Source organism: Pseudomonas sp. RIT-PI-q (assembly GCF_001297125.1).
In the GTDB taxonomy this organism is placed as follows: Bacteria; Pseudomonadota; Gammaproteobacteria; order Pseudomonadales; family Pseudomonadaceae; genus Aquipseudomonas.
In genome coordinates, this window is sequence record NZ_LHPC01000028.1 from 323,004 (window position 1) to 349,331 (window position 26,328).

The following is a 26,328-nucleotide window of genomic DNA, read 5'->3' on the forward strand; positions in this document are numbered from 1 at the left end:
TACAGTCTGCCCCATGCCTGCCCAACTCAAGCGTCGCCTGTTCATTTTCCTGCTGATCGTCCTGCTGATTGCCGGGGGCTTTTTTGCCCAGTGGTTCCTCAAGGGACGGTTTTATGAAAGCACTGACAACGCTTATGTCCAGGGCGAGATCACCCGTGTCTCCAGCCAATTGGGTGCGCGTATCGAACAGGTGTTGGTGCAAGACAACCAGCACGTCGAGAAAGGCCAATTGCTGATCAAGCTTGAAGGCGATGATTTCCACCTCGCGGTCGACCGCGCCAATGCCACCCTTGCCACCCGCCAGGCCGAACGCCTGCAAGCGCAGAGCAAACTCACCCAGCAAGCCAGCCTGATCGCCGCCAGCGACGCCCAAGTCGCGTCCAGCCAGGCGAGCCTCGGTCGTTCGCAGATCGACTTGTCCCGCGCGCAAACCTTGCGCAAACCCGGTTACGTCTCGGAAGAACGGGTGACCACCCTCTCCGCCGACAACCACATCGCCCGCTCACAAGTGACCAAGGCCCAGGCGGACGCACAAAGTCAGCGCCAGCAAATCAACTCCCTGAGCGCCGAGATCAAGCGCCTCGACGCCATGATCGCCAATGCCAAAACCGATCTGGCCCAGGCCGAACTGAACCTGACCCGCAGCGAAATCCACGCCCCCATCAGCGGCCTGATCGGCCAGCGTGCCGCCCGCGAAGGCCAGTACGTGCAGGCTGGCGCGTACCTGATGTCGATCGTCCCGGACCAGGACATCTGGATTCAGGCCAATTTTAAGGAAACCCAGATCGGCCACATGCAGCCCGGCCAGAAAGCCGAGCTGACCTTCGACGCCTACAGCGACACGCCGATCAACGCGCGAGTCGACAGCCTGTTCGCCGCCTCGGGCGCGCAGTTCAGCCTGTTGCCGCCGGACAACGCCACCGGCAACTTCACCAAAGTCGTGCAACGGATCCCGGTCAAACTGACCTTCGCCGCGGACAATCCGCTGCATGGCAAGATCCGTCCGGGCATGTCGGTCACGGCCAAAGTGAACATCAAAGACGCCCCTGACGATGGCCGGTGATCAACTGCTCCGTCCGGTCGGCGAACCGACCCGGCGGGACTGGATTGCGGTGATGAGTGTGATGCTGGGCGCCTTCATGGCGGTGCTCGACATCCAGATCACCAACTCGTCACTCAAGGACATTCAGGGCGCGCTGTCGGCGACCCTGGAAGAAGGCTCGTGGATTTCCACCTCGTACCTGGTGGCGGAAATCATCATGATCCCGCTGACCGCGTGGCTGGTGCAGCTGCTGTCGGCGCGCCGTTTAGCCGTGTGGGTCTCGCTCGGCTTTCTCGCCGCGTCCCTGCTCTGCTCCATGGCGTGGAGCCTGGAGAGCATGATCGTCTTCCGCGCCTTGCAAGGCTTCACCGGCGGCGCGCTGATTCCGCTGGCGTTCACCCTCACGCTGATCAAACTTCCTGAACATCACCGCGCCAAAGGCATGGCGATGTTCGCGATGACCGCGACGTTCGCGCCCTCCATCGGCCCGACCCTCGGCGGCTGGCTGACGGAAAACTGGGGTTGGGAATACATCTTCTACATCAACATCCCGCCCGGCCTGATCATGATCGCCGGCCTGATGTATGGCCTGGAGAAGAAAGAAGCGCACTGGGAATTGCTCAAAAGCACCGACTACATGGGGATTCTTACCCTGGGCGTCGGGCTCGGCTGCTTGCAGGTATTTTTGGAAGAAGGCCATCGCAAGGACTGGCTGGAATCGAACCTGATCGTGACCCTGGGCAGCATCGCGCTGGTGAGCCTGATCACCTTTGTCATCGTGCAGACGTCCAAGCCCAATCCGCTGATCAACCTTGGCATCCTGCGCAATCGAAACTTTGGTTTATCGAGCATTTCCAGTGTCGGGATGGGGGTCGGGCTGTACGGTTCGATCTACCTGTTGCCGCTGTACCTCGCGCAGATTCAGAACTACAACGCCCTGCAGATCGGCGAAGTGATCATGTGGATGGGCGTACCGCAGCTGTTCCTGATTCCGCTGGTGCCAAAACTGATGAAGGTCATCTCGCCGAAATGGCTGTGCACCCTGGGTTTCGGGCTGTTCGGGTTGGCGAGTTTTTCTTCGGGGGTGCTGAACCCGGATTTTGCCGGGCCACAGTTCAATCAGATCCAGATCATTCGGGCGCTGGGCCAGCCGTTGATCATGGTGACCATTTCGTTGATCGCCACGGCGTACATTCTTCCGCAGGATGCGGGGTCGGCGTCGAGCTTGTTCAACATCCTGCGCAACCTCGGCGGCGCGATCGGCATCGCCCTCCTCGCCACGTTGCTGGATGCGCGGACCAAGACTTACTTTGATTATTTGCGCGAAGCGATTGTGCCGACCAATCCGCAGGTGGCCGAGCGGATGGCGTCGTTGACGGACCGGTTTGGCAGTGAGACGGCGGCGCTGGGCAAGCTGAGTGAGATCGCGCATCAGCAGGCATCGATCATGGCTTACAACGATGCGTTTCACTTTGTCGGGATTGCGCTGGGAATCAGCATGCTGGCGGTGTTGCTGACCAGGAAATTGCCGGCGGGGCTCAAGGCTGGCGAAGCGCATTGAGACCACCGCCAAACCTGTAGGAGCTGGCTTGCCAGCGAAGGCGGCGTAACGGCCACCATCGATTCGCTGGCAAGCCAGCTCCTACAGGGTCTGCGGGTGGACACAAATGGTGTGAACACCCTCAATCATTGCGGGAGCTGGCTTGCCAGCGAAGGCGGCGTAACGGCCACCATCGATTCGCTGGCAAGCCAGCTCCTACAGGGTCTGCGGGTGGACACAAATGGTGTGAACACCCTCAATCATTGCGGGAGCGGGCTTGCCCGCGAAGGCGGCGTAACGGCGACCATCGATTCGCAACAATCCAGCTCCTACAGGGTCTGCGGATGGACACAAATTGTGTGAACACCCTCATTCATTGTGGGAGCGGGCTTGCCCGCGAAGGCGGCGTAACGGCTTCCATCGATTCGCTGGCAAGCCAGCTCCTACAGGGTCTGCGGGTGGACACAAATTGTGTGAACACCCTCATTCATTGTGGGAGCGGGCTTGCCCGCGAAGGCGGCGTAACGGCTACCATCGATTCGCTGGCAAGCCAGCTCCTACAGGGTCTGTGGATGGACACAAATGGTGTGAACACCCTCATTCATTGTGGGAGCGGGCTTGCCAGCGAAGGCGGCGTAACGGCCACCATCGATTCGCTGGCAAGCCAGCTCCTACAGGGTCTGCGGGTGGACACAAATGGTGTGAACACCCTCAATCATTGCGGGAGCGGGCTTGCCCGCGAAGGCGGCGTAACGGCGACCATCGATTCGCAACAATCCAGCTCCTACAGGGTCTGCGGGTGGACACAAATGGTGTGAACACCCTCATTCATTGCGGGAGCGGGCTTGCCCGCGAAGGCGGCGTAACGGCCACCATCGATTCGCTGGCAAGCCAGCTCCTACAGGGTCTGCGGGTGGACACAAATTGTGTGAACACCCTCATTCATTGTGGGAGCGGGCTTGCCCGCGAAGGCGGCGTAACGGCCACCATCGATTCGCTGGCAAGCCAGCCTCCTACAGGGTCTGCGGGTGGACACAAATTGTGTGAATACCCTCATTCATGGTGGGAGCGGGCTTGCCCGCGAAGGCGGCGTAACGGCTACCATCGATTCGCTGGCAAGCCAGTTCCTACAGGGTCTGTGGATGGACACAAATGGTGTGAACACCCTCATTCATTGTGGGAGCGGGCTTGCCCGCGAAGAGGCCATGAAAGGCGCCGCAAAACTCAGACGGTGATCAACCGTTCCCGCAGCTTGCCAATCTCGTCACGCATCTGCGCCGCTGCCTCAAATTCCAGGTCCCGCGCCAACGCGTACATTTTCTCTTCCAGGGCTTTAATACGCTTGGCGATTTCCCCCGGCGAGCGCAATTCGGCTTCGTACTTGGCGCTTTCCTCGGCGGCCTTGGCCATGCCTTTGCGCTTCTTGCTGCGCGAACCCGGCACGGTGGCGCCTTCCATGATGTCGGCCACGTCCTTGAACACGCCCTTGGGCGTGATGCCGTTGGCCAGGTTGAAGGCGATCTGTTTGTCGCGACGACGCTCGGTTTCGCCGATCGCCCGCTCCATCGAACCGGTGATGCGATCCGCATAGAGAATCGCCCGGCCGTTGAGGTTCCGCGCCGCGCGGCCAATGGTCTGGATCAGCGAGCGTTCGGAACGCAGGAAGCCTTCCTTGTCCGCATCGAGAATCGCCACCAGCGACACTTCCGGCATGTCCAGGCCTTCGCGCAGCAGGTTGATCCCCACCAGCACATCGAAGGTGCCGAGGCGCAAATCGCGAATAATTTCGACCCGCTCGACCGTGTCGATGTCCGAGTGCAGATAACGCACGCGCACGCCGTGGTCGGCGAGGTAATCGGTCAAGTCTTCGGACATGCGCTTGGTCAGCGTGGTCACCAGCACCCGCTCTTCCAGCGCCACACGCTTGCCGATTTCCGAGAGCAGGTCGTCGACCTGGGTCAGCGCCGGACGGATTTCGATTTGCGGGTCCACCAGGCCGGTCGGGCGCACCAGTTGCTCGACCACGCGACCGGCGTGCTCCGCCTCGTAATTGCCCGGCGTGGCCGAGACAAAAATCGTCTGCGGGCTGATGTTTTCGAACTCATCAAAACGCATCGGCCGGTTGTCCAGCGCCGACGGCAGACGGAAACCGTATTCCACCAGAGTCTCTTTACGCGAGCGGTCGCCCTTATACATGGCGCCGACTTGCGGCACGCTGACGTGGGATTCGTCGATCACCAGCAAGGCGTCGGTCGGCAGGTAGTCGAACAACGTCGGCGGCGCCTGGCCGGATTCACGGCCCGAGAGGTAGCGCGAGTAGTTTTCGATGCCGTTGCAGTAACCCAGTTCGAGGATCATCTCCAGGTCGAAACGGGTGCGCTGCTCCAGTCGCTGGGCCTCCACCAATTTATTGTTGGTGCGCAAGTAGTCCAGGCGCTCCTGAAGCTCGACCTTGATTCCTTCAACGGCACCCAGCAGGGTTTCCCGTGGCGTCACGTAGTGGCTTTTCGGATAAAACGTGAAGCGCGGCAGCTTGCGGATCACTTCGCCGGTCAGCGGATCGAAGGCGGACAGGCTCTCGACCTCGTCATCAAACAGCTCGATGCGGATCGCTTCGAAATCGGATTCCGCCGGGTGGATATCAATCACATCGCCGCGCACCCGGAAGGTCGCACGGGCAAAGTCCATGTCATTGCGGGTGTATTGCAGGTCCGCCAGGCGACGCAGCAATGCGCGCTGATCGAGCTTGTCGCCGCGATCCACGTGCAGCACCATTTTCAGATAGGTTTCCGGGCTGCCCAGACCGTAGATGCACGACACCGTGGTGACGATGATCGCGTCCTTGCGCTCCAGCAAGGCCTTGGTCGCCGACAGTCGCATCTGCTCGATGTGGTCGTTGATCGAGGCATCTTTCTCGATGAAGGTGTCCGAGGACGGCACATAGGCTTCGGGCTGGTAGTAGTCGTAATAGGACACGAAGTATTCGACGGCGTTGTTCGGGAAGAACGCCTTGAATTCGCCGTACAACTGCGCGGCCAGGGTTTTGTTCGGCGCCAGCACCAGGGTCGGACGCTGCACCTGGGCGATCACGTTGGCGATGCTGAAGGTCTTGCCCGAGCCGGTGACACCGAGCAACGTCTGGTGCGCCAGCCCGGCTTCGATGCCCTCGACCATCAGGCGGATGGCTTCCGGCTGATCGCCGGCGGGCTCGAAGCGGGTGACTAGCTGGAATTCAGACATGAAATACCTCTCGGTTTTCGGAGCAAGGGCCGCGCCTGGCCGGTCAAACCGGACAGCAACGAGAAAGACCGCAAACGACTGATGTCGGCCGAGGAAAAAACTGGATTGTGCTCAATGTGGAGCCGATTGCCCGCGCTTTCAAGGCAAACGTCCTACATCCCTTGAAGACTTTGACGTAGCCATTCGACTAACGGTCGAAAAATAATCGGAAAAACTTAACCAAAAAGCGGAATCGTCTGTCGCCTTCAATCGCAGATGGCCTCTATACTAGCTCCCCGTTTGTGCACCGCTCTAGTGCATTCGGCTGGAGCGCGACACGTCCCTCCACTCTCCATTCAGAGCCGCCGCAAAAATGAGCCTGTTCTCCGCTGTCGAAATGGCACCACGCGATCCAATCCTGGGCCTCAACGAAGCATTCAACGCCGATACCCGTACCAACAAGGTCAACCTGGGGGTCGGTGTTTACTGCAACGAGGAGGGGCGAATTCCACTCCTGCGCGCCGTTGTCGAAGCCGAGACGATTCGCGTCGCTCAACACGCTTCCCGTGGCTACTTGCCCATCGACGGCATCGCCGCCTACGACCAGGCCGTGCAGAAACTGCTGTTCGGCAATGACTCGCCACTGATCGCCGCTGGCCGGATTATCACCACCCAAGCCGTGGGTGGCACTGGCGCACTGAAAATCGGTGCCGACTTCCTCAAGCAACTGCTGCCGAACGCTGTCGTCGCGATCAGCGACCCGAGCTGGGAAAACCACCGCGCGCTGTTCGAAACCGCTGGTTTCCCGGTGCAGAACTATCGCTACTACGACGCCGCGACCCACGACGTAAACCGTACCGGCCTGCTCGAAGACCTGAACGCCCTGCCGTCCGGCTCGATCGTTGTGCTGCACGCCTGCTGCCACAACCCGACCGGCGTGGACTTGAGCCCGGCGGACTGGAACAACGTGCTGGACGTGGTGAAAGCCAAAGGTCACGTGCCGTTCCTCGACATGGCCTACCAGGGTTTTGGCGATGGCATCGACGAAGACGCCGCCGCCGTGCGTCTGTTCGCTGAGTCGGGCCTGACCTTCTTCGTGTCCAGCTCGTTCTCCAAATCCTTCTCGCTGTACGGCGAGCGCGTTGGCGCCCTGTCGATCGTCAGCGAATCGAAAGAAGAAAGCGCGCGCGTCCTGTCGCAAGTCAAACGCGTGATCCGCACCAACTACTCCAACCCGCCGACCCACGGTGCAAGCATCGTCGCCGCTGTCCTGAACAGCCCGGAACTGCGCGCTCAGTGGGAAGAAGAACTGGCAGAAATGCGCCTGCGGATTCGCGGCATGCGCATTCAGATGGTTGAGCAACTGGCGAAGCAAGCGCCACAGCGCGACTTCAGCTTCGTCGGTCGCCAGCGCGGCATGTTCTCCTACTCCGGCCTGACGGTTGAGCAAGTGACCCGTCTGCGCAGCGAGTTCGGCATCTACGCCCTGGACACCGGCCGCATCTGCGTGGCCGCGTTGAACCAGAGCAACATCGACGTCGTGACCAAGGCCATCGTTGCGGTGATCTGAGTCGTCGAGTGATACGAAAAACGGGAAGCCCTTGGGCTTCCCGTTTTTATTTGTCTCAGATAATTCTCAAAGCAACGATCAAGCCCCCTAGACTGCACACATCTACCTTGTAGGAGCTGGCTTGCCAGCGAAGGCGGCCGAACAGCCTATATCTATATTGACCGCTATGGCCTCTTCGCCGGCAAGCCGGCTCCTACAGGTTTTGTGTACACCCCGGAATTTTTACGAGAGCTGACATGAAAAACGATGACCTGCGCGCTGAGCGCGATGACCTGGATGACCTGAATGACTTCGCGCCTCGCACCCCGGCCAAACGCAGTAACAACCTGGTGATGCAAGTGGCGGCCGGCGTATTTCTCGGCGGCCTGGCCCTGTGGCTGGTGCAGCTGGCCGCGACGATGTTGTACGCCAAACTGATGCTCGGCACGTTTACCTTCGGCGGTTAAGCCAGTTCGGTTGCGCGCTGGCTGGCGGCGTCGTCATAGGCGACGTAAAGCGATTCGGCGACCTGGCTTTTGATCGCCTTGGCGCTTTCCAGGCCCAGGACAAAACCTTCGGCCTTGCCACCGGCGCGGTTCAAGTCGTCAGCAGTGCTGGCTTGAGTGATGGCATCGAACAGCTTCTCGGCGTGCGGGCCGACACCTTTGGGCAGACTGATCTGAGCGATGCTCATGCGAACACCTCGTGACGAGGTGAGAGGGTTGGATGATTCATGACGCGTACCTTTTCGGCGAATGGCCGGCAGCGCGTGTAACCACTTCCGGGCGGCCATGGTAGACCTCTGAGGCGATTCTGGTAACCGCCAATCGCCGATAAACCACCGTCCGTCCCGATGAATCCGTCAGTTTGCTAACAGATGCTTGACTTCTCTTTTTGAATCAGTAACATACACGCCATTCCGCGATAGCTCAGTTGGTAGAGCAAGTGACTGTTAATCACTGGGTCCCTGGTTCGAGTCCAGGTCGTGGAGCCATACAAGGGTTCAGAGAAATATCTCTGAACCACTCGATAAACCCGCCTTCTGGCGGGTTTTTTCGTTTCAGCGTTCCGGGTTAGCCCTTCCCATATTCATTGAGATAACCCAGCAGTTTGCTGACGGCCGGCGACAATGGCCGCGACTGGCGCGTCAGCAGGCCGATGTTGACCATGGAGATGGGCAACTCGACCGGCAGGATCGCCACCATGCCGTAGCGCAGGTAGTGCTCCGCTACGTCATTGGGCACCACGGCGATCATGTCCGACGCCTCGATCATCGAGGTGGTGGCCAGGATTGACGCGGTTTCAACGATGTCCAGCGTCTGCACCATGCCCCCGGCCTTGAGTGCACTTTCCACATGACGACGCATCGGGCTGCCGATCGGATGCAGAATCCAGGTCTGCGTCACCAGGTCGGCCAGGCTCAGTTTTGCGGCCGTGGCTAGCGCGTGACCGGGCCGCGCAATGACGCGCATTTGCTCGCCCTTTTCGAACAGTTGAATATCCAGCCCCTGGCCGTCGATCTGGTCCGGGAGCCGCCCCAGCACCACATCAAAATCACCGCGAATCAGCGCCGGCAGCAGCGTGTCGCTGGTCCCGACTTCAATGCAGATGCGCACCTTGGGGTTATCCGCCTTGAATGCCAACACGCCCCGAGTCAACAAGGTCGGCACCGGGCCCATCACCGTGCCGATGCGCACCAATCCCGAAGCACCGCGCGCCAGCTCCGCCAGCTGAGCTTCGGCGTGCTCGAATTCATGAATCGCCCCGTGGGCGTAATGAATCATCACCTCGCCATACAGCGTCGGTTCCATGCCGCGCGGCAGGCGCTCGAACAGCTTGGCGCCGAGGCGTTCTTCCAACTGTTGCAATAACAGGCTCGCAGCCGGCTGCGTGGTGTGCATCGCAGCCGCCGCGCGGCGCAGGTTACGGAACTCGCCCAGGGCGTTGAGCAGGGCAATCTGACGACTGGAAATCTTCAGCGGGCTGAAGGTTTTCGCCGGCGCCGGGCTGGCGAGCATGGGGACTTTCGGCTGCTCTGACATATCAATTTTAATATCCATCTATACGAATCGACGATTATGCCTATATCGCCGACCACCCTACAGTCGAGCTCCCAAGTGGTCACCTATAAAAAGAGTTCACCATGAGTATTCGAATCACCCACCTGAGCGTTCGCGACATTCGTTTCCCTACTTCCCGGTCACTCGACGGCTCTGATGCGATGAACAGCGCGCCAGACTATTCGGCGTCCTACGTGGTGTTGCACACCGACTCGACCCACGGCCTGGAAGGCCATGGCCTGACCTTCACCATCGGCCGCGGCAATGAAATCTGCGTCGCCGCCGTGCAATCACTGGCGCCGCTGATCGTTGGGTTGACGCTGGAAGAGATCACCGCCGACATGGGCCGCTTCTGGCACAACATCACCGTGGGTGACAGCCAACTGCGCTGGCTCGGTCCGGAAAAAGGCGTGATTCACCTGGCTACCGCCGCCATCGTCAACGCCGTGTGGGACCTGTGGGCCAAGACCGAAGCAAAGCCGGTGTGGAAACTGCTGGCGGACATGACGCCCGAACAACTGGTCGCCTGCCTCGACTTCAGCTACGTGACCGACGCCATCACCCCCGAGGAAGCCATCGCCCTGCTGCGTCGCCAGGCTCCCGGCAAAGCCAAGCGTGAAGCGCAGATGCTGCGCGAAGGCTATCCCGGCTACACCACTGCGCCGGGCTGGCTGGGTTACTCGGAAGAAAAAATGCGCCGACTGGCCCGCGAAGCAGTGGCCGATGGCTGGACCCACTTCAAACAGAAAATCGGCGCCAACCTGGAAGACGACATGCGCCGCGCCGCAATCCTGCGCGAAGAAATCGGCTGGGAGCGCACCTTGATGATGGACGCCAACCAGGTCTGGAGCGTCGATGAGTCGGTGGCGAACATGCGTCGCCTGGCCGCTTTCGATCCATGGTGGATCGAAGAACCGACCAGCCCGGACGACATTCTCGGACACGCGACCATCCGCCAGCGCATCGCACCGATTGGCGTCGCCACGGGCGAGCACTGCCACAACCGGGTGATGTTCAAGCAGATGTTCCAGGCCCAGGCACTCGACTTCTGCCAGCTGGACGCCGCACGCCTGGGCGGTCTCAACGAAGTGCTGATTGTGTTGCTGATGGCCGCCAAGTTTGACGTGCCGGTGTGCCCGCATGGCGGCGGTGTCGGTTTGTGCGAGTACGTGCAGAACATCTCGCTGTTCGATTACATCGCGGTATCCGGCTCGCTGCAAAACCGCGTGCTGGAATACGTCGATCACCTGCACGAACACTTCCTCGAACCGGTGGTGATTCGCAACGGCCGCTACATGCCACCGCAACGGCCCGGCTACAGCATCGAAATGACCGCCGAAACCCTGGAACGCTACCAGTATCCCAACGGCCCGGTGTGGATTGATCTTGCCCAATCCTGACCACTAAAAGCAGCACCTTCCGTTCGCGCAACGGCACAGTGGCGCCCCTTTGCACCGGGCGCCATGACAGGCGCACCTGCCCACATTAGGACTATAAAAATGACAATCCTAAGCACCATCACGGTTGCCCAGGCTCCGGCTGCCTGCAACGAACAACGCTTGACCAACCTGCTGTTGCGCAAACTGATGCCGCTGCTGGTCGTGGTCTATGTCATGAGTTTTCTCGACCGCACCAACATTGCCCTGGCCAAGGCCAGCATGGGCATCGACCTTGGGCTTTCCGCCGCGGCGTATGGCCTGGGCGCCGGGTTGTTCTTCCTAACCTACGCGCTGTTCGAAGTGCCCAGCAACCTGATCATGCAAAAAGTCGGCGCACGGTTCTGGATCACTCGCATCATGATCACCTGGGGCCTGCTCTCGGCGGGCATGGCGTTCGTCCAGGGTGAAACCTCGTTCTATGTCATGCGCCTGTTGCTGGGCGTCGCCGAAGCGGGCCTGTTTCCGGGCGTCATGCTGTACCTGACCTACTGGTTCAACCGCGAACAACGCGCCCGCGCCACCGGGTATTTTCTGCTCGGCGTCTGCGTGGCCAATATCCTCAGCGGCCCGCTCGGCGGCGCACTGTTGCAGCTCGATGGCTGGCTCGGCTGGCATGGCTGGCAGTGGTTGTTTGTACTGGAAGGCCTGCCCGCCGTAGCGTTGGCCTATGTGGTGTGGAAGAAACTGCCCGACGGCCCCTCCTCCGCGTCCTGGCTATCGGCAGCCGACGCCCGGGACATCGAAGAACGCCTGAACGCCGAGAGCGAAGACGCCCCACAACAAACCCGCCTCAGCCAGATGCTGCGCGATAAACAAATCTGGCTGGCGATCGTCGTCTACTTCGTGCATCAGATCACCATCTACACCGTGATCTTCTTCCTGCCCGGCATCATCGGCACTTACGGTGCGTTGTCACCGCTGCAAATCGGCCTGTTGACGTCCGTGCCGTGGATTGCCGCGGCCATCGGTGCCGCCACTTTTCCCCGCTTGGCAACCTCACCGCAGCGCTGCCGACGGATTCTATTCTTCGGCCTGCTGACCATGTCTGCCGGCCTGCTTATGGCCTCGTTTTCCAATTCTTACATCGGCCTGATCGGCTTTTCGCTGACGGCGCTGATGCTGTTCGTCGTGCAGTCGATCATCTTTGTTTTCCCCTCCAGCCGCTTGAGCGGAACTGCCTTGGCGGGTGGCTTGGCGTTCGTCACCACCTGCGGGTTATTGGGTGGTTTCGGCGGTCCGTCGGTGTGGGGTTGATCGAACAGGCCACCGGCAGCCCTCGCAATGGCTTGCTGGTGATCGCCGGCTTGTTGGTCTTTGCCGCGCTGGTCAGCCCCCGCTTGCGTCAGGGCCAAGAAAAAACCGCCGTCTGAAAAGACGGCGGTTCTGTTATTGGCTTACTTGACGGATACCACCGTCAGACATGCTCACTGCTTTTCGCATGGCTGGGGTGGTGCTCGTCCGATGCATGAGCCGGTTCCACCACCGGAATTTCCTTGCCGTCGCAGTCATGCAGTTTGCCGTCGCTGAAGTAATCGCCTTCACGCAACGCTGCCAGATCCTGATAGCGCAGAACGCGTTCAGTACCGGCCGCGAACACTGACTGCTGATCGGAGTTACCGGCGGTGAGGTGGTTGAAGGTCAGGTTGAGCACGATGGCCATGATCGCCGACGAGCTGATACCCGAGTGGAAGATCGTCGCGAACCAGCTTGGGAAGTGGTCGTAGAAGTTCGGCGCGGCGATGGGAATCATGCCGAAGCCGATGGAGGTGGCGACGATGATCAGGTTGACGTTGTTGCGGTAGTCGACCTTGGACAGCGTACGAATCCCACTGGCCGCGACGGTGCCAAACAGCACGATACCGGCACCGCCAAGCACCGACGTCGGCACAGCCGCGATGACCCGGCCCATGAACGGCAGCAGGCCCAGGATCACCAGAAACAAACCGCCGGTGGCCACCACGAAACGACTCTTGATGCCCGTCACCGCCACCAGCCCGACGTTCTGGGCGAAGGCGCTTTGGGTGAACGAGCCGAAGATCGGCGCGATCATGCTCGACAGCATGTCGGCGCGCAAACCGTTGCCCAGGCGCTTGGAGTCCACCTTGGTGCCGATGATTTCACCGACCGCCAGGATGTCCGCCGAGGTTTCCACCAGCGTCACCATGACCACGATGCACATCGACAGGATCGCGGCGAAGTGGAAGGTTGGCATGCCGAAGTGGAACGGTGTCGGGAAGCCGAACATCGGGCCTTGAGTGACGGACGAAAAGTCCGCCATGCCGAGGAACACCGCGATCACCGTACCAATAACCATCGCCAGCAGGATCGACAATCGCGAGATGGTCGCGCTGCCGATTTTGCTCAGCAGCAACACCAGCACCAGCGTCACCGCTGCCAGACCGATATTCGCCATGCTGCCGAAGTCCGGCGCATGGCTGTTGCCGCCCATGGCCCAGCGCGCGGCCACCGGCATCAGCGTCAGGCCGATGGTGGTGATCACGATGCCCGTGACCAGCGGCGGGAAGAACTTGGTAATTCGCGAGAACACCGGCGTGATCAGCAAACCAATCAGAGACGCCGCAATCACCGCCCCCAGAATCGACTGGAATCCGCCCTCACCGCCACTGCTGACAATCGCCACCATGGTCGCGACGCCAGAGAACGACACGCCCTGCACCAGCGGCAACTGACAACCGAAAAACGGTAAGCCCAGGGTTTGCAGCAACGTGGCCAGCCCCCCTGCAAACAATGAAGCAGCAATCAACAAACCGATGTCCGCCGGCGACAGCCCGGCAGCCTGACCGATGATCAAAGGCACCGCGACGATACCGCCGTACATGGTCAGAACATGTTGCAGGCCGTAAGCCATATTCGCGCCGATCCCGAGATTCTCATCTTCAGGCCGTTGGTGTGAAACATGGGGCGTTTTCATGTTAGGGGGTTCCCTGGTTTTTGTTATGCGCACACTGTATGCAAGACTCAGGACAAATGTCTATAGAGTTGTATACAACTTATCGGTCACATTATGGACACATGGCCACGCGCCCCGCTGTTCACGCGCCTTCCCCTCAAGAAAAAATTCTTGCAATACATCCCCCGTCAGTCTTTGCCCTGCAGCGACTAGCCTTTGAGTTCCTGGCGACCACCGGTACGGACGCCCTCTTTTTTATACATATAAAGTATGCATAATGAAGCCATTCGAAATTCAGTATCACAAGGCAAAAAACGCAGCCAACAGATTAAAGCATCAGGGTGTGAGCCTCGCAGAGACTGAGTCGGTGTTTTATGACGAACGAGCCCTGACATTGCAGGACGATCATCATGACGAGCAGCGATGGGTCATCATGGGGCTGGATGCCAAAGGTCGCTTATTGGTCGTTGCGTACACCTACCGAGATCCTAATTTCGTTCGAATCATTTCCGCGCGCATCGCCACCCGGAACGAGCGTCGCCACTACATGGAGGGTTGACCGATGAAAGACGAATACGACTTCAGCAATGCCAAGCGTGGAGCGGTTGCCCCCACCAAAGGCAAGACCCGCATCACCATCATGCTCGACGATGCCGTCATTGAGGCTGCCCGTGCTCGGGCCGAGAGCGAAGGGTTTGGCTACCAGACGGTGATCAACAATACGTTGCGTCAGGTCTTGCTCAGCAGTAAGGGCAAAACCGGGGAGCCTGCCGCCACTACCGGGCATCTCAAAAAAGGACTGTCGACGTCCGAGCTGAAAAGCCTGGAGAAGAAATTGTCAGAGGCGCTCAATGAAATTCATCGCGTGATGGAATCCGATGCACGTCCCTAGGCAAGAACCCAGGCCGCTTGAGCGAGGCCGCATCGTTGCGCATCAAGCCTTTTTCGTGGCGCCTCATGGCTTCCTACGCGGGCTCGATCAGCCGCTCAAGCACTCGCTTCAACTGCGCATGCTCCGGCACCCGAATGCCGAATTCGCTTTGCAGCAATCTGATCAACTCGTCCACATCCGCCACCTGCCGTCGCTCGCTTTCGCTGCCGATGTGATGAATCGCGAAGCTGCCGTTGTTCAGCGTGCGTCGCCAGCCCTCCCCCGTGCGCGCCACCATCAACTGCCGGGCGAAGGACGACTCGGGCCAGGTCGAGACGTACCAATTGCCGACGGCGTAATCGATGTCTTCCTGGCGTTGCAGATCGAAGATGTACATCGCCTTCCACTCGTCGGCGACTTTCGCGCGCAGGGTGTAGCCATCTTCGTGCTGCTCGATGCGATAAGACTCATGCGGTGTGAGCTGTTCCGCCGCGGTGTCGAGCAGCAGCGGCGCGGTCGGCACCATGCCGCCGAAGCCGACGTCGGTGATGTAGCGCACGCCATCCAGAACGACCACGCTCAAACGATGCGTACGGGCGGTCCATGCACCTTCGGGCTGGCCCATGACCACCCGGCCGGAGATGCCGCGAGCGTCGTAGCCCAACTCCTGGAGCAATGCCAGGAACAGGTTGTTGAGTTCGTAGCAGTAACCGCCGCGCCCCTCGTGCAGGACTTTTTGCTCGATGGACGGCAGGTCGATGTGTACCGGTTCGCCCGATAACGTTGTGAGGTTTTCGAACGGGAAAGCGCCGGTGTGGCGCAACTGAAGTGCGCGCAGGCTTTCCAGGGTCGGCGCCGGGGGCGCATCGAAACCCAGGCGTTGCAGGTATAGCGCACGGTTCGTCAGGCGTGGCTCGCTCATTGCTCAGTCCTTATGCATGGGGCCGCGGATCACTCCGCCAATGGGCGCCATGTATAAGGGATAAAGCGGGTCAACTGACAATTGATTTAGCCAATCACCCGCTTCGCAGACATCAACGCCGCTTGCGCGAACCCAGCCGAATCCAGGTTGGCGCGTGATCGCTGGCATGCGGCTCGTTGCGCACCCAGGCATCGACGCCGGCCTCATGCAGATAAGGACTCAACGCCGGGTTGAGCAACAGATGATCGATACGCAGCCCGGAATTCTTCTGCCAATGCTGGCGAAAGTAATCCCAGAAAGTGTAGAGCCGATCTTCCGGATACAGATGACGCAGGGAATCGGTCCAGCCCTGGGCCAGCAGACGCTGATAACACTCGCGGCTCTCGGGTTGCAGCAATGCATCCTTGAGCCAGGAGCGCGTGTTGTAGATGTCCAGGTCGGTGGGCACCACGTTGTAGTCCCCGGCCAGCACCACCGGATGCTCGCTGCCCTGAAGCGTCTGTGCATACGTGATCAACCGTTCGAACCAGGCCAGTTTGTAATCGAATTTCGGCCCCGGTTGTGGATTGCCATTGGGCAGGTACAGGCAGCCGACCAAAACGCCGTGCACGGCGGCTTCCAGGTAACGGCTATGGGTGTCGCTGTCATCACCTGGCAGACCGCGACGACTCTCCAGCGGCTGCGCATCCCGCGCCAGGATCGCTACGCCGTTCCACGACGCCTGCCCCTGCCAGATCGCGCCATAGCCCACAGCTTCAAGCTCGGCGGCCGGGAATGCGCTGTCGACCGATTTGAGTTCCTGCAAACAGGCGATGTCCGGTTTTTCTCGCTCCAGCCAGGCCAGCAGGTTCGGCAACCGGGCGCGCATGCCGTTGATGTTGAACGTCGCGATTCGCAAATTCTTCATGGCCGGCGCTCCTGGTCGCGAGGTGTCTAGGGTGTGACAGCTGTGGGTTTCGGTGGTTGCGTTGGCGCGCTCGTGTGCAGCGAAACAGGCGCCTGGCTGTGATGAATGGGGTGGCTGAACGGGCCTCTTCGCGAGCAACCGGGTCTTGTGGATAAATCTGCACAGTTGGCCCCAACCACTCGTCATCCAACCGGCACCAACCGCCCCGCCGTTTACACCAACATCAGGTAACGACTCATCTTTGGAGACGCACCATGATGAACATCAAAATCACCTCGCTGGTGTTGGCAGGATTGTTGTCCGCCGCCTCCGTGGCCACTTTTGCGGCATCCGGCGAAAGCCCCGATGCGACCGGCACCCGATCGGGCGCGACCAGCGGCTCGACCATGCCCCCCGACCACAACACCCCGGCCGAACCCTCGGGCGGCAATAGTTCCAGCGGCGGCAGCAGCGGATCGGGTACTTCCAGCAGCGGCAACGGCGGGAACGCTGGTAACAGCGGCTCTGGCGCGGGCGGTGGCACCGGAGCTGCCGGCGGCGGGACGGGTGGTGCCGGAGGCGGAACGGGCAGCTGAACGCGTCAAAGCGGCCGATGATGTCAAATCGTCGGCTGCTCTCTGAAGAGCCCTTCACATGGCCGTGACCGCCGGCGGGTTCCACTTGCCGTTCAACACCTCGGGCTTGGGCCCATACAAACGCATGGTCAGGTTGAACTCACCCTTCGGCGCCGGCAGCCAATTGGCTTCCAGCTCCTTGCCAGGGTTTTCGTGCTGCAGGTAGATGTCCAGTGAACCGTCGGCGTTGGTCTTGAGCGGCATCCAGCTGCTGACTGCAAAACGGTTGAGCGCATTGCCAACCTGAAAACCTTGCGGGTCGTACAAGGTGATCGACCAGAAGGCGTTGACCGGTGGCGTCTCACCCTTGGCAAAATGCAGAACGTACTTGTTGCCACCGTCGAGTGGCTGGCCTTTGTCGTCGCCGATATTCAGCGGGTAAATCGCATCCTCGGGCAAATTGGCACCGAGCCCCACCTGCGCGACGACTGCGCGCTTGAGGTAGTAATTGCCGTAAACACCCATGGTGTCGGTGTTCATCGACCAACCGTTGACCACGCGGGCGAGGGTCGCCACCTTCCACGTCATCAGCGCCTGCGCGTCCTCCGGCACGGTTTGCAGCGCAGCCTTGACGGCCGGGTCCAGCGCCTGGTGGTCGAAAGGCTTGCCGGCTTCGATACCGATGCGTTTCATCTGCGCCAGGATCGGTTGATCAGTGATATGGGCGGGATGCACTTTGAGCAATTCGGCGGCGTAGGTGAAGTAGTTGTCCACCGACATCGTGTCGACCTGAATCTTCGGTGGGGTCTTCATGTCCACGGTCGGGTCGACGTTCACACTGACGGGCTCGGGGCTTTTGCCCATCCGCGACAACGGCGTAACGGTGTAGCCAGCCTGGATCTTGTGCACTGCCGTGTAGTCTGCCGCGCCGTCGGTCTTGGTGCGACCGATGACCCAGACAAAAGGCGTAGGCGCGGGCAGATGATGCAATCCGGCCGGCACCGTTCCGGCCCAGCCCGGCGGTGTCACCAGAAACTGCCCGGCCTCGGTGCCGGTGGTGCGCCAGCCCGGCGAGGCGAACACATCGGTCCACATGTCGAGCATCGGCAACAAGTAAAAGCGCCCGGCGGTGTCTGGCGCGGCGATGATCAGCGGCTCCTTGGTCAAGTCGAGCCAGGCGATGGAATACAACGTGTCGAAGTTCGAGCGCACCACCCCTTTGAAATTCGCCGGAGGATACTGCGGCACACTCACAAACATGTTCATCGGGCCCTTGCCGAATTCCTTGCCCGGTTCGATGTTAGTGAATTGTTTGCGGGTGATGTCCATGGTCAACAGCGGGTAAAAATAGAGGTACGCATCGACGCCGATGGCGTGAGCTTCTTCAGGTGTGATTTTCGATTGAGCAAGGCTCGCGAGCGGAAAGATGGCACAGGCTGCAACGGTTAGAGCAACGGCTGTCAATGCTTGGGTTATCAACATTTTGGCGATCGTCCGTGCTGTGGGGAGCGCTGCCGGAGTCGGCAGGGCTACCGCAACTCTAGACGATCAATTCAGGAGGATCTGACAGGCGGACAGCCGGCTGGCGGGGGTGTTGCGCGGGTGAAACACCATCTGAGCGCCTCAACGATCCGAACGCATCAGTGCTTCGACGCCGCCCTCCATCGACAACACCGCCACACGATTTCGCCCGGAATGCTTGGCCTGATACAACGCCGCGTCCGCACGCTCGATGAACACTTCCATGCTGTCCAGCCCCGTTGGCACGAACGAATAACAGCCGAGGCTGACCGTCACGCAACCGGAAGGCGAACCGCTGTGGGTGATGGTCTTGTCCATGACGCTGCGGCGGATCTGCTCGGCAATCACCAGTGCGCCGTGAAGGTCAGTGTCGGGCAGCAACACGGCAAATTCCTCACCGCCGTAACGCACCGCCAGATCGGCTTTTCGATGGCAGCAACTCTTCACTGCCCGCGCGACTTCAGCCAGGCAATGGTCCCCCGCCACGTGGCCATAAGCGTCGTTGTAGCGCTTGAAGTAATCGATATCGAGCATGATCAGGCTCAGCGAACTCAACTGCCGGGCGCCACGACCGAACTCAATGTCCAGCGCCTGCTCGAACAGTCGGCGATTGGCCAGGCCGGTCAGACTGTCGTGAGTCGCGATCAACTTCAACGCTTCCTTGGCGTTGCGCAAATCCGCCTCGACCCGTTCACCGACGCGCACCTGCTGAATGAACACCCAACCGAACAACCCCACACCCAGCACGACCAGCGCAACGATGACGCTCGATTGAAACGCCGTGGCGTACCAATCCTTGAGAATTGCCTCCCTGGAGGATGCCGCAGACACCACCAACGGATAGGTGTCGAGCTGACGGTAGCCATGCAACCGGACGACACCATCCACGACTGAGCTGATCATCGCGTTGCCAGAAGTCGCGTGGGGCAGGTACTTCTGAAAAATCGCTCCCTTGGCCATTGACGTGCCGATCTGTGCTTCCACAAATGGCCGGCGTGCCAGCAACGTTCCGTCGGTCAACGCCACAAACATCGAGCCGTTGTCATCGATGCTGAAGCTTTTGAAGAATTGATCGAAGTACGACATCTTGATCCCGGCCAGCAAGATGCCCTGGAAACGGCCGTTTTTGTCGTTGACCCGTTTGGAAATCGGAATGATCCACTCGCCATTCTTACGACTGCGAATCGCCGGCCCAATGTGGGCGACTGAGGAAACGTTTTGCTGGTGGAACTTGAAATACTCCCGATCGGACACACCCGAGCCGCGTGGCAACTCATCGAAAGAGGTCACGACCCACTGCCCCTTCTGATCGAACAGAAATATCCCGTGCAATTGATTCAGCGCCTGCACCCGCCGAGCGAAGGTTTTCTGCAGACGTGGCCTCTGCTCCGCGCCGAAACCGTCAGCCTGAACCCAATCCGCCAGACTGGTGAGCACCAGGTCGGCGTTGGTGAAGGTGTCTTCGGCCTGTTGCGCCATGGCCCGCGTCAGGTTCGACGACGCCACTTGCGCCTCCGCCAGATCATGCCGGCGCGACTGCTCCAGTTGCAGATAAAGCAAACCGCACAGGCACAGACACACGAGCGCAATAAACAATACCGCTGCCTTGCGCAGGGATAACCGTTTCAAAGCGACGCCGGTAGCAATGTGCGGATCGTGAATGAGGATTGGCAAAAGCTCGTCCTGTAAGGGTAAGGCAAGGGCAAAGGCCCAAAACCCTTATTTTTTGTGAGCTTAGTCTACGGGGTGGTCAGGGGCAAATGAGTAAAATCGGGGACACCGCTTCGCGAGCAAGTCGAATCGTCGCACCGCAGCTCCCACAGGTGATCGGGTTCTCTTTGGAGAAATGCGTTCGAATGTGGGAGCGAGCCTGCTCGCGAAGAGGCCCTGTCAATCACCGAAAATCCCAAACTAATGTGGCAACCGCCGCATTGCGCCCTGCAAATGCGCCCGTGCGCTTTCAGCATCCCCGAGCCGCATTTGTTCGTACGCTCGCAGGGCAATCTCATGGGGAACAGGTTTGAGCTCACGCTGCGTCGCCATCGCCAACAACTGCACCTGCGCGGCACGCTCCAGGTAATACAGATCGTCCCAGGCCTCGGCGATGGTGGGGCCGGCGACAATGACTCCGTGGTTCTTCAAAAACAGAATATCGGCATTGCCCATGACGCTGGCAATCCGGTCGCCTTCGGATTCATCGAGGGCCAGGCCGTTGTAGTCCTCGTCCACCGCCGTACGGCCGTAAAACTTCAAGGCCGTTTGCCCCAGCCACAACAGCGGCGGTCCTTGCAACAGGCACAACGCCGTGGCGTGCGGCATGTGCGTGTGAAACGCCACTTTCACTCTCGGCAGCTGTTTGTGCAGCCGCGCGTGAATATAGAACGCGGTTGCCTCCGGCTGCCCCTCGCCGTTCACGACATTGCCGTGGAAATCGCAGACCAGCAGATTTTGCGCGGTCACCTCCGAGAACGCATACCCGTAGGGGTTCACAAAAAATAGATCATCACGGCCCGGCACCATGGCGGAGAAGTGATTGCAGATGCCCTCCTCCAAACCCTGCAGCGCCGCCAGTTGAAAGCACGCCGCCAACTCCGCTCGTGCGGTGACAGCGGCGTCCGAGTCCAGATTGAGATCAGCGTAATGCGTGGGCCGGGTACTGCCGGCAAGGGTGTGTGCCATAGCGATGCCTCCGTGTGTTACCAGCCAAGGGATGTGAACAAGGGCACGACCTGATCCAGCGTGTTTAATATCGCGTCGGGTTGGTAGTCCGGCAGCAGTTTCCGACCGGTGCCGCGGTCGATCCAGACACAGCGAAAGTGCATGTCCCTGGCGGCCGTGTGGTCCAGCGTCGGGCTGGCGCAGATATGCACCACCTGCTCGCGACTGACACCGAGTTGTTCATGAGCGTAGTCAAATAACCGTGGATTCGGTTTGTAGGCACCCGCCTGCTGAGCGGTGATGACCCGATCGATATGCCCGCCCAGTTGCGCGACATTGCCGGCGATGATGTTGTCATCCGTGTTGGACACGATGCACAACTTGAACCCCATCTCCTTGAGGTGTGCGAGTGTCTCGATCACTTCGGGGAACGGCGGCATCCGCGGGATCGCCGCGGCCAGACGCAGACTGTCTTCGGGTGCGCTCGCCAATCCCAGTTCCTCCAGGGCGAGATGCAGACCCAGCGTACTCAGCTGGCGAAACGAACGATGCGGCGGGATCTGCTCCAGGCGATGTTCATGGCGGTCGTACACCTCGATCAGGCGCTCGACATCAACGGAGTGGTCGCCTTTGTCGCGCAAAATCTCGGCAGCCACGGCCTTCAAGCCTTCATCCCACTGAATCAGCGTGCCGTAGCAATCGAAGGTCAGCCAATCGGGGCGCGGGGTGTTTTTGAGCGTCATGTTCGTTTCCTCTGAAGGGTGATCTTCAGATTACGAGCCCTTGGTGATAGTGTGAAATTAAATTAATATCGACTTGTCAGTTGCAAAACAAATATCAAGGACATCGCCATGCTCGACCTCGAGTTGCTCAAGACCTTCGTCTGCGTGGTCGATGAAGGCAGCTTCACCCGCGCCGCCGAGCGTGTGCACCGGACCCAATCCACGGTCAGCCAACAGGTTCGCAAGCTTGAAGAACTGGTTGGCAATCCCTTGCTGCTGCGTGATCGAACCGGGCAGAACATCAGCGTCACCGAGCATGGCGAGCTGCTGATTCACTATGCCCGGCGCTTGCTGGCCCTGTCCTCGGAGGCGGTGGAAGCCCTCGCCAGCGACCTCGACCTGGAGATTTTGCGCATCGGCGTGCCGGAGGATTTCGATGCCCGGCGCATGGCAGTGATCCTCGCCGGGTTTAATCGGGCCAGGCCAGAGGCTCGTCTGGAAACCGTCAGCGGCATGAGCACTGACCTCAAGCAGAAACTCGCAACGGGCACCATCGACATTGCCCTGGTCAAGCGCGAGCCGGACAGTGGTCCGTGCTGGGCAGCCTGGCCGGAAGCGCTGGTGTGGGTCAAAGGTGCCGGCGTCGACTCAGCCAGTGGGATACTGCCATTGGCGCTCTTTCCGCAGGGATGCATTTACCGTCAACGAGCGATACGCCTGCTGGATGTGGCGCAGCGGCCATGGCGGGTCGCGTTCGGCAGCCATAGCCTGACAGGCATTCAGGCCGCGGTGGCTTCCGGTTTGGGTGTATCGGTACTGCCCGCTTCGGCGGTGCTGCCTGAGCACAGTGTCTGTACCGACCTGCCCGAGTTGCCGCCGACAGAATTGGCGTTGATCAGCCGGGAGGGTGCGCTGACCGGGTTGCAACGGGCGTTGGTGGAGTTTTTGCGTGAGGCGTTGAGCGAGGCCTGAACACGAGGAATGGGCGTGCTATGAACGCCCATTCCGGTTCGACCGTCCCCTTCAAGGTATGAGCCTCAGGTGTGAGTTGACTCTTCCACTCTTCGGATCGACAAACCAATACTCATTATTGGCCGTCTTCACGTGGCTGCATTCGGTTGGATACCCTCTCGCTTCGATACACACCACGCCGTCTTTCAATGACCACCGTTCCGTTTCGGGCTTGAAAGGCGCCTGCTCGAAAGTCTCGACTCCGTTGGCAGCAAAACTCATCGAATAAGGATGACTGCCTTCTCGGGTAGTGCCATAGAACTTCTTGCCCACCAACGTGCCGCTGATTTGTCCATCGTCAAGCGTCACCGCGGAGGCAGGCACTGGAGGAGGTTCATAGTTTTTGGTGGTGACGCAGCCTGCCAAACAGATTATCAGGAGCGACGCGCCGAACTTTGATGAAGTCATGCCACACCTTCCTTGTTATCACCGGAAGAATGTCCGGTTAAATCAAAGCTTAGGCGACGCTGATGTAAGGCCCAACGCAAGTGCCGAACGGTTGACGATTGCTTGCTAATCGCTGCCCTTTGTAGGAGCGAGCTTGCTCGCGAAGAACCTGAGAGCGGTACGTTAATTCAGCTTGTCCGAGTTATCGTTAACGACCATCGCGAGCAAGCTCGCTCCTACAGATTGGCATGATTGCCAGAGTTCGCTTCAGATCAACTTGTCGACATCGGCATAAGTTGCCCGGGGAATGAGCTCACCCGGAATTCTCGAAGAACCGGACAGGTTGTAGACCTGGAAATCTTCATTCACGACGTATTTCGACAAGATCTCGAACGACGGCAGGATTCTCGTATAGAAATGCTCATCGAGCACGCAGGGCGAAACATATTGGCCGGGTTCTTCATAGAACCGGCTTACGGATTGATTCAAGTCGACGCCCACCAGGAACACTTTAGTGAACCCCACGTGATAGGCGATTTGCAGAGCCAGGTAGGCGATGGTGCGGGAATCGAAAAAGCCGCGGTTGAGGTTCTTGCTGAAACCCAGGGTTCTGTTACGGCCATTTCCCAGCTTGCGACTGCTAATGAGTTCTTTATCGTTCCTGAACACCATTTCACTCCAGGAAAACCTGGGCGCCCGCCTCAGAAAATACAGCTCTCCCTGGGGTGCAACTGCCGTACTCCAGACATGGTCCTGCGACAGTGCAACGCGCTGACTGATACGCATGGCTTCGGAAAACAGTTCCGGTTGTTCTCGGGAAAAACCTTGATCAGTACAGGTATAAAAGAACGGCTTGACCCCCGCCCCCATGAACATTGAGATGGCCCCGTTCATGGTAATCATCGGAACGTCTGCATACTTCTCCAGCGGAAAACCTTTAGCGGATGCCCCCGAGGCAATGATAAATACCGGGCCATTTCGAATGTTGCGGCACTCATCGAGGTCACGCACGTGAAGCGGACCTTTGATGAGCGGCGAGTTTTTTTGCGCAACATCCATCTTCGAATTCCCTATCCGACTGTGCCGATGCAACACGTTTTTCGCATTGTGATAGTTTTCAAACGGTGAGCCAACCGCTTGACTTCCCCGACCCCGAACTCAGCGACGAAGCGCAACGATTGACTTAGAACGCATGCCTCATCGAGACAAGGATAGTCTGCACGTTTCATACCGTTAATAAGTCCACCCTCCTTGCTGACTACTGCCGGTTTTCCCCTGTGGCCACCGCGGGAAATTCTGCCCGCCGCACATCCAGAACGGGCAACGCCGAAGGCAGGTTCAAACTCCGCAGCACGGCAGAGTCGTAACCATACACATCGGGCTTGAACACCACTCGACCATCGTTGCTCAGGTCCACCGTCCAATAAGCCAACAGCACCGGTACTTTGACCGGGAGCCTGATGTTTTCTGTCTTGCCGTTGGCCAACTGCGCCTGAATCCCTGCACTGTTCCAGCGCACCGGGTCATTGAACAGTAGCTCGACCAACTGCAGCGGATTTTCTACCCGAATGCAGCCGGAACTCGTGGCGCGGACTGACTTGGCGAACAACTCGCGATGCGGCGTGTCGTGCAGATAAATCGCGTATTCATTGGGAAACCGAATCACCACCTGGCCCAGCGAGTTGTCAGGCCCGGCATCCTGTCGCAGGGTGAGGCCGCGCGGGTTGCTCCAATCGACGGTCGACGGGTCGAGCACATTGCCTTCCCGATCGATCACTCGAATGCGATTGGCAGCCAGATAACCGGGATTGCTTTGAATCTTCGGCAGCATATCTTTGACAAGAATCGTCGGTGGCACGGTCCAGGTCGGGTTGAATGTCACGTAGGTAATCTCGGATTGAAACACCGGCGTACTACGAAACGGTTTGCCGACCTGCACCCGAGATCGCCAGATCGCTTTACCGTCGCGATACAGCGCCACTTTGTAGCCGGCGATGTCAACGATGACGAAAGTGCCCTGGAGTTTGTACAACAACCAACGGGCGCGCTCCATGTTCACCCGGACTTGATCGATGCGCGCCTCGACCGGCACATTCAACGCTGCCAGCGTCGTCGCCCCGGCCACACCATCTGCTCCCAGGTATTGCTCGGCTTGATACTTCTTCACCGCCGCAGTGACGGCGGCGTCGTAGTCAGTGCGCCGCTTCGTCTGCGGGGCAAGATACCCCCCCACCGTCAAACGGGCCCGCAACTGCGCGACAGCAGCATCGTCCATGCCTGGCTTGAGCGACTGGCCTTCGGCAATTTTCGGCCAACCGCCCATGTCCCGAATCCTGCGCAGTTGCGCCAGGCCTTGACGCAAGCTGCGATAGACCGTCTCTTGCGGAGGCGCTTGAGCGAAGGCGCGCGCGACGTCGTGGGCATCGAGGGCGGCGAAGAAGTTGTTCATGTCTTCACGCGGATCGATGCCGACGGGGTCGAAGTTCCAATGGATGTCCAGCCGCGAGGGGTCGACCTTGCCACGCCGTAATTGAAGCAGCGCCGTGATGAAGGTCCGGGTTGCAGCAATATCGAAGTTCGCCCGTTGCGCCGTTGTGGGCGTGGTGGCCTGCATCGAGGCCCTGGCCGCCGCCAATTGATCAATATGAAAATCCGCAGGGTCCAGACCATCGGCTTGGGTGTCGCTAAGGCTTTTCAATAACTGGATGACATCGCTGTCGTTCTCCCATGCCGCGCGATAACCGCGATGCATGTAAAAGTCCATGATCACACGGTTCGGATCAACCCGTTGGTGGCCTGGCGAAGTAAGCAACGGTGGAAAAGCGGTGCTCAAAGGCGCAAGCGTTGCTTGAATCTCTTGGCCGACGATATCGTCGGCTGTAGCACCAGCTAGGCGAATAACCGGAGATAGCGGCTCAATCGGCGAAGTTTCAGCTATCGCCGCACCGCTGATCAGAAAGCCCATAAAAAAGACGCGGCTTATGACGAATAACCTTGTTAATTGCCCCATGGATA

The 26,328-nt window shown here is 59.5% G+C and carries 24 protein-coding genes, 1 tRNA gene and 1 pseudogene; 13 read left to right on the top strand and 13 right to left on the bottom strand.

Going from position 1 to position 26,328, the window contains the following annotated elements; translation table 11 throughout:
* Window positions 1-13: 13 nt before the first annotated feature.
* From AEQ67_RS14105 to AEQ67_RS14115, 4 genes are all read left to right on the top strand, one after another.
* A complete protein-coding gene (locus AEQ67_RS14105) occupies window positions 14-1,063 on the top strand; it encodes an HlyD family secretion protein (protein WP_059404451.1) in 1,050 nt (349 codons plus the stop codon).
* A 49-nt stretch (window positions 1,064-1,112) separates the two neighbouring features.
* Complete coding sequence (locus AEQ67_RS14110) at window positions 1,113-2,603, top strand: MDR family MFS transporter (protein WP_177333650.1); 1,491 nt, start codon at window positions 1,113-1,115, stop codon at window positions 2,601-2,603.
* A gap of 111 nt (window positions 2,604-2,714) precedes the next feature.
* On the top strand, window positions 2,715-2,945 hold the full coding sequence (locus AEQ67_RS35050) for a hypothetical protein (RefSeq protein WP_152974845.1): 231 nt from the start codon (window positions 2,715-2,717) through the stop codon (window positions 2,943-2,945).
* A complete protein-coding gene (locus AEQ67_RS14115) occupies window positions 2,942-3,400 on the top strand; it encodes a hypothetical protein (RefSeq protein WP_152974846.1) in 459 nt (152 codons plus the stop codon). Before AEQ67_RS35050 ends, AEQ67_RS14115 begins: the two co-directional genes overlap by 4 nt.
* 406 nt (window positions 3,401-3,806) lie before the next feature.
* On the opposite strand, the gene uvrB is transcribed toward AEQ67_RS14115, so the two are convergent.
* A complete protein-coding gene (uvrB, locus tag AEQ67_RS14120) occupies window positions 3,807-5,822 on the bottom strand; it encodes an excinuclease ABC subunit UvrB (protein ID WP_059404454.1) in 2,016 nt (671 codons plus the stop codon).
* A gap of 352 nt (window positions 5,823-6,174) precedes the next feature.
* On the opposite strand from uvrB, the gene AEQ67_RS14125 reads away from it, so the two are divergent.
* Together AEQ67_RS14125 and AEQ67_RS14130 are read left to right on the top strand one after the other, a co-directional pair.
* Window positions 6,175-7,371: an amino acid aminotransferase gene (locus tag AEQ67_RS14125; protein ID WP_059404455.1), complete on the top strand. Its 1,197-nt coding sequence runs from the start codon at window positions 6,175-6,177 to the stop codon at window positions 7,369-7,371.
* 236 nt (window positions 7,372-7,607) lie between these two features.
* Entirely contained in the window at window positions 7,608-7,817 is a 210-nt protein-coding gene (locus AEQ67_RS14130) for a hypothetical protein (RefSeq protein ID WP_059404456.1), read from the top strand.
* On the opposite strand, the gene AEQ67_RS14135 is transcribed toward AEQ67_RS14130, so the two are convergent.
* Complete coding sequence (locus AEQ67_RS14135) at window positions 7,814-8,044, bottom strand: hypothetical protein (RefSeq protein WP_010456061.1); 231 nt, start codon at window positions 8,042-8,044, stop codon at window positions 7,814-7,816. The genes AEQ67_RS14130 and AEQ67_RS14135 overlap by 4 nt on opposite strands.
* A 224-nt stretch (window positions 8,045-8,268) precedes the next feature.
* On the opposite strand from AEQ67_RS14135, the gene AEQ67_RS14140 reads away from it, so the two are divergent.
* Window positions 8,269-8,344 (top strand) — tRNA-Asn (locus AEQ67_RS14140).
* A gap of 79 nt (window positions 8,345-8,423) precedes the next feature.
* Here AEQ67_RS14140 and AEQ67_RS14145 read toward each other — a convergent pair.
* On the bottom strand, window positions 8,424-9,410 hold the full coding sequence (locus AEQ67_RS14145; protein WP_177333647.1) for a LysR family transcriptional regulator: 987 nt from the start codon (window positions 9,408-9,410) through the stop codon (window positions 8,424-8,426).
* Between the two features lie 83 nt (window positions 9,411-9,493).
* On the opposite strand from AEQ67_RS14145, the gene AEQ67_RS14150 reads away from it, so the two are divergent.
* Window positions 9,494-10,810 (top strand): L-fuconate dehydratase, encoded by a 1,317-nt coding sequence (locus tag AEQ67_RS14150; RefSeq protein WP_059404458.1) that lies wholly within the window; start codon window positions 9,494-9,496, stop codon window positions 10,808-10,810.
* A 99-nt stretch (window positions 10,811-10,909) separates the two neighbouring features.
* Window positions 10,910-12,219, top strand: a pseudogene (locus AEQ67_RS14155) (MFS transporter).
* Window positions 12,220-12,263: 44 nt separating this feature from the next.
* On the opposite strand, the gene AEQ67_RS14160 reads toward AEQ67_RS14155, so the two are convergent.
* Window positions 12,264-13,781: a nucleobase:cation symporter-2 family protein gene (locus AEQ67_RS14160; RefSeq protein WP_059404459.1), complete on the bottom strand. Its 1,518-nt coding sequence runs from the start codon at window positions 13,779-13,781 to the stop codon at window positions 12,264-12,266.
* 256 nt (window positions 13,782-14,037) lie between these two features.
* Here AEQ67_RS14160 and AEQ67_RS14165 point away from each other — a divergent pair, with 256 nt between their 5' ends.
* Together AEQ67_RS14165 and AEQ67_RS14170 are read left to right on the top strand one after the other, a co-directional pair.
* Window positions 14,038-14,319, top strand: a complete 282-nt coding sequence (locus tag AEQ67_RS14165; RefSeq protein ID WP_059404460.1) for a BrnT family toxin — start codon at window positions 14,038-14,040, stop codon at window positions 14,317-14,319.
* Window positions 14,320-14,322: 3 nt separating this feature from the next.
* On the top strand, window positions 14,323-14,652 hold the full coding sequence (locus tag AEQ67_RS14170) for a BrnA antitoxin family protein (RefSeq protein ID WP_059404461.1): 330 nt from the start codon (window positions 14,323-14,325) through the stop codon (window positions 14,650-14,652).
* 73 nt (window positions 14,653-14,725) lie between these two features.
* Here the strand turns inward: AEQ67_RS14170 and AEQ67_RS14175 are convergent, their stop codons facing one another.
* Both AEQ67_RS14175 and AEQ67_RS14180 read right to left on the bottom strand, forming a co-directional pair.
* The gene (locus AEQ67_RS14175; RefSeq protein ID WP_059404462.1) at window positions 14,726-15,553 is read right to left on the bottom strand and encodes an arylamine N-acetyltransferase family protein; all 828 of its coding nucleotides are present in this window, start codon (window positions 15,551-15,553) and stop codon (window positions 14,726-14,728) included.
* Window positions 15,554-15,665: 112 nt separating this feature from the next.
* The gene (locus tag AEQ67_RS14180; RefSeq protein ID WP_059404463.1) at window positions 15,666-16,460 is read right to left on the bottom strand and encodes an exodeoxyribonuclease III; all 795 of its coding nucleotides are present in this window, start codon (window positions 16,458-16,460) and stop codon (window positions 15,666-15,668) included.
* Window positions 16,461-16,714: 254 nt separating this feature from the next.
* On the opposite strand from AEQ67_RS14180, the gene AEQ67_RS36195 reads away from it, so the two are divergent.
* Complete coding sequence (locus AEQ67_RS36195) at window positions 16,715-17,035, top strand: hypothetical protein (protein ID WP_082377841.1); 321 nt, start codon at window positions 16,715-16,717, stop codon at window positions 17,033-17,035.
* A 54-nt stretch (window positions 17,036-17,089) separates the two neighbouring features.
* Here AEQ67_RS36195 and AEQ67_RS14190 read toward each other — a convergent pair whose 3' ends face one another.
* From AEQ67_RS14190 to AEQ67_RS14205, 4 genes are all read right to left on the bottom strand, one after another.
* Window positions 17,090-18,496, bottom strand: a complete 1,407-nt coding sequence (locus tag AEQ67_RS14190; RefSeq protein WP_059404465.1) for a DUF1254 domain-containing protein — start codon at window positions 18,494-18,496, stop codon at window positions 17,090-17,092.
* Between the two features lie 141 nt (window positions 18,497-18,637).
* Entirely contained in the window at window positions 18,638-20,209 is a 1,572-nt protein-coding gene (locus AEQ67_RS14195; protein WP_059404466.1) for a sensor domain-containing diguanylate cyclase, read from the bottom strand.
* Window positions 20,210-20,446: 237 nt separating this feature from the next.
* Window positions 20,447-21,214 (bottom strand): aldolase, encoded by a 768-nt coding sequence (locus AEQ67_RS14200; RefSeq protein WP_059404467.1) that lies wholly within the window; start codon window positions 21,212-21,214, stop codon window positions 20,447-20,449.
* Between the two features lie 17 nt (window positions 21,215-21,231).
* Complete coding sequence (locus tag AEQ67_RS14205) at window positions 21,232-21,936, bottom strand: haloacid dehalogenase type II (protein WP_059404468.1); 705 nt, start codon at window positions 21,934-21,936, stop codon at window positions 21,232-21,234.
* Between the two features lie 108 nt (window positions 21,937-22,044).
* On the opposite strand from AEQ67_RS14205, the gene AEQ67_RS14210 reads away from it, so the two are divergent.
* Window positions 22,045-22,887 carry a LysR family transcriptional regulator gene (locus AEQ67_RS14210; protein ID WP_059404469.1) on the top strand — a complete coding sequence of 281 codons (843 nt, stop codon included), beginning with the start codon at window positions 22,045-22,047 and terminating at the stop codon, window positions 22,885-22,887.
* A gap of 51 nt (window positions 22,888-22,938) precedes the next feature.
* Here AEQ67_RS14210 and AEQ67_RS14215 read toward each other — a convergent pair whose 3' ends face one another.
* The 3 genes from AEQ67_RS14215 to AEQ67_RS14225 form a co-directional block, all read right to left on the bottom strand.
* Window positions 22,939-23,334: a hypothetical protein gene (locus AEQ67_RS14215; protein WP_059404470.1), complete on the bottom strand. Its 396-nt coding sequence runs from the start codon at window positions 23,332-23,334 to the stop codon at window positions 22,939-22,941.
* A gap of 246 nt (window positions 23,335-23,580) precedes the next feature.
* Window positions 23,581-24,372, bottom strand: a complete 792-nt coding sequence (locus AEQ67_RS14220; protein WP_059404471.1) for a lipopolysaccharide biosynthesis protein — start codon at window positions 24,370-24,372, stop codon at window positions 23,581-23,583.
* 199 nt (window positions 24,373-24,571) lie between these two features.
* Entirely contained in the window at window positions 24,572-26,323 is a 1,752-nt protein-coding gene (locus AEQ67_RS14225) for a L,D-transpeptidase family protein (protein ID WP_059404472.1), read from the bottom strand.
* Between the last annotated feature and the right edge of the window lie 5 nt (window positions 26,324-26,328).

What these genes read in the sequence shown, in the direction of transcription:
- AEQ67_RS14105 (WP_059404451.1), top strand. Translation starts at nt 14, where the DNA reads ATGCCTGCCCAACTCAAGCGTCGCCTGTTCATTTTCCTGCTGATCGTC.
- uvrB (WP_059404454.1), bottom strand. Translation starts at nt 5,822, where the DNA reads ATGTCTGAATTCCAGCTAGTCACCCGCTTCGAGCCCGCCGGCGATCAG.
- AEQ67_RS14125 (WP_059404455.1), top strand. Translation starts at nt 6,175, where the DNA reads ATGAGCCTGTTCTCCGCTGTCGAAATGGCACCACGCGATCCAATCCTG.
- AEQ67_RS14130 (WP_059404456.1), top strand. Translation starts at nt 7,608, where the DNA reads ATGAAAAACGATGACCTGCGCGCTGAGCGCGATGACCTGGATGACCTG.
- AEQ67_RS14135 (WP_010456061.1), bottom strand. Translation starts at nt 8,044, where the DNA reads ATGAGCATCGCTCAGATCAGTCTGCCCAAAGGTGTCGGCCCGCACGCC.
- AEQ67_RS14145 (WP_177333647.1), bottom strand. Translation starts at nt 9,410, where the DNA reads ATGGATATTAAAATTGATATGTCAGAGCAGCCGAAAGTCCCCATGCTC.
- AEQ67_RS14150 (WP_059404458.1), top strand. Translation starts at nt 9,494, where the DNA reads ATGAGTATTCGAATCACCCACCTGAGCGTTCGCGACATTCGTTTCCCT.
- AEQ67_RS14160 (WP_059404459.1), bottom strand. Translation starts at nt 13,781, where the DNA reads ATGAAAACGCCCCATGTTTCACACCAACGGCCTGAAGATGAGAATCTC.
- AEQ67_RS14165 (WP_059404460.1), top strand. Translation starts at nt 14,038, where the DNA reads ATGAAGCCATTCGAAATTCAGTATCACAAGGCAAAAAACGCAGCCAAC.
- AEQ67_RS14170 (WP_059404461.1), top strand. Translation starts at nt 14,323, where the DNA reads ATGAAAGACGAATACGACTTCAGCAATGCCAAGCGTGGAGCGGTTGCC.
- AEQ67_RS14175 (WP_059404462.1), bottom strand. Translation starts at nt 15,553, where the DNA reads ATGAGCGAGCCACGCCTGACGAACCGTGCGCTATACCTGCAACGCCTG.
- AEQ67_RS14180 (WP_059404463.1), bottom strand. Translation starts at nt 16,460, where the DNA reads ATGAAGAATTTGCGAATCGCGACGTTCAACATCAACGGCATGCGCGCC.
- AEQ67_RS36195 (WP_082377841.1), top strand. Translation starts at nt 16,715, where the DNA reads ATGATGAACATCAAAATCACCTCGCTGGTGTTGGCAGGATTGTTGTCC.
- AEQ67_RS14190 (WP_059404465.1), bottom strand. Translation starts at nt 18,496, where the DNA reads ATGTTGATAACCCAAGCATTGACAGCCGTTGCTCTAACCGTTGCAGCC.
- AEQ67_RS14200 (WP_059404467.1), bottom strand. Translation starts at nt 21,214, where the DNA reads ATGGCACACACCCTTGCCGGCAGTACCCGGCCCACGCATTACGCTGAT.
- AEQ67_RS14205 (WP_059404468.1), bottom strand. Translation starts at nt 21,936, where the DNA reads ATGACGCTCAAAAACACCCCGCGCCCCGATTGGCTGACCTTCGATTGC.
- AEQ67_RS14210 (WP_059404469.1), top strand. Translation starts at nt 22,045, where the DNA reads ATGCTCGACCTCGAGTTGCTCAAGACCTTCGTCTGCGTGGTCGATGAA.
- AEQ67_RS14215 (WP_059404470.1), bottom strand. Translation starts at nt 23,334, where the DNA reads ATGACTTCATCAAAGTTCGGCGCGTCGCTCCTGATAATCTGTTTGGCA.
- AEQ67_RS14220 (WP_059404471.1), bottom strand. Translation starts at nt 24,372, where the DNA reads ATGGATGTTGCGCAAAAAAACTCGCCGCTCATCAAAGGTCCGCTTCAC.
- AEQ67_RS14225 (WP_059404472.1), bottom strand. Translation starts at nt 26,323, where the DNA reads ATGGGGCAATTAACAAGGTTATTCGTCATAAGCCGCGTCTTTTTTATG.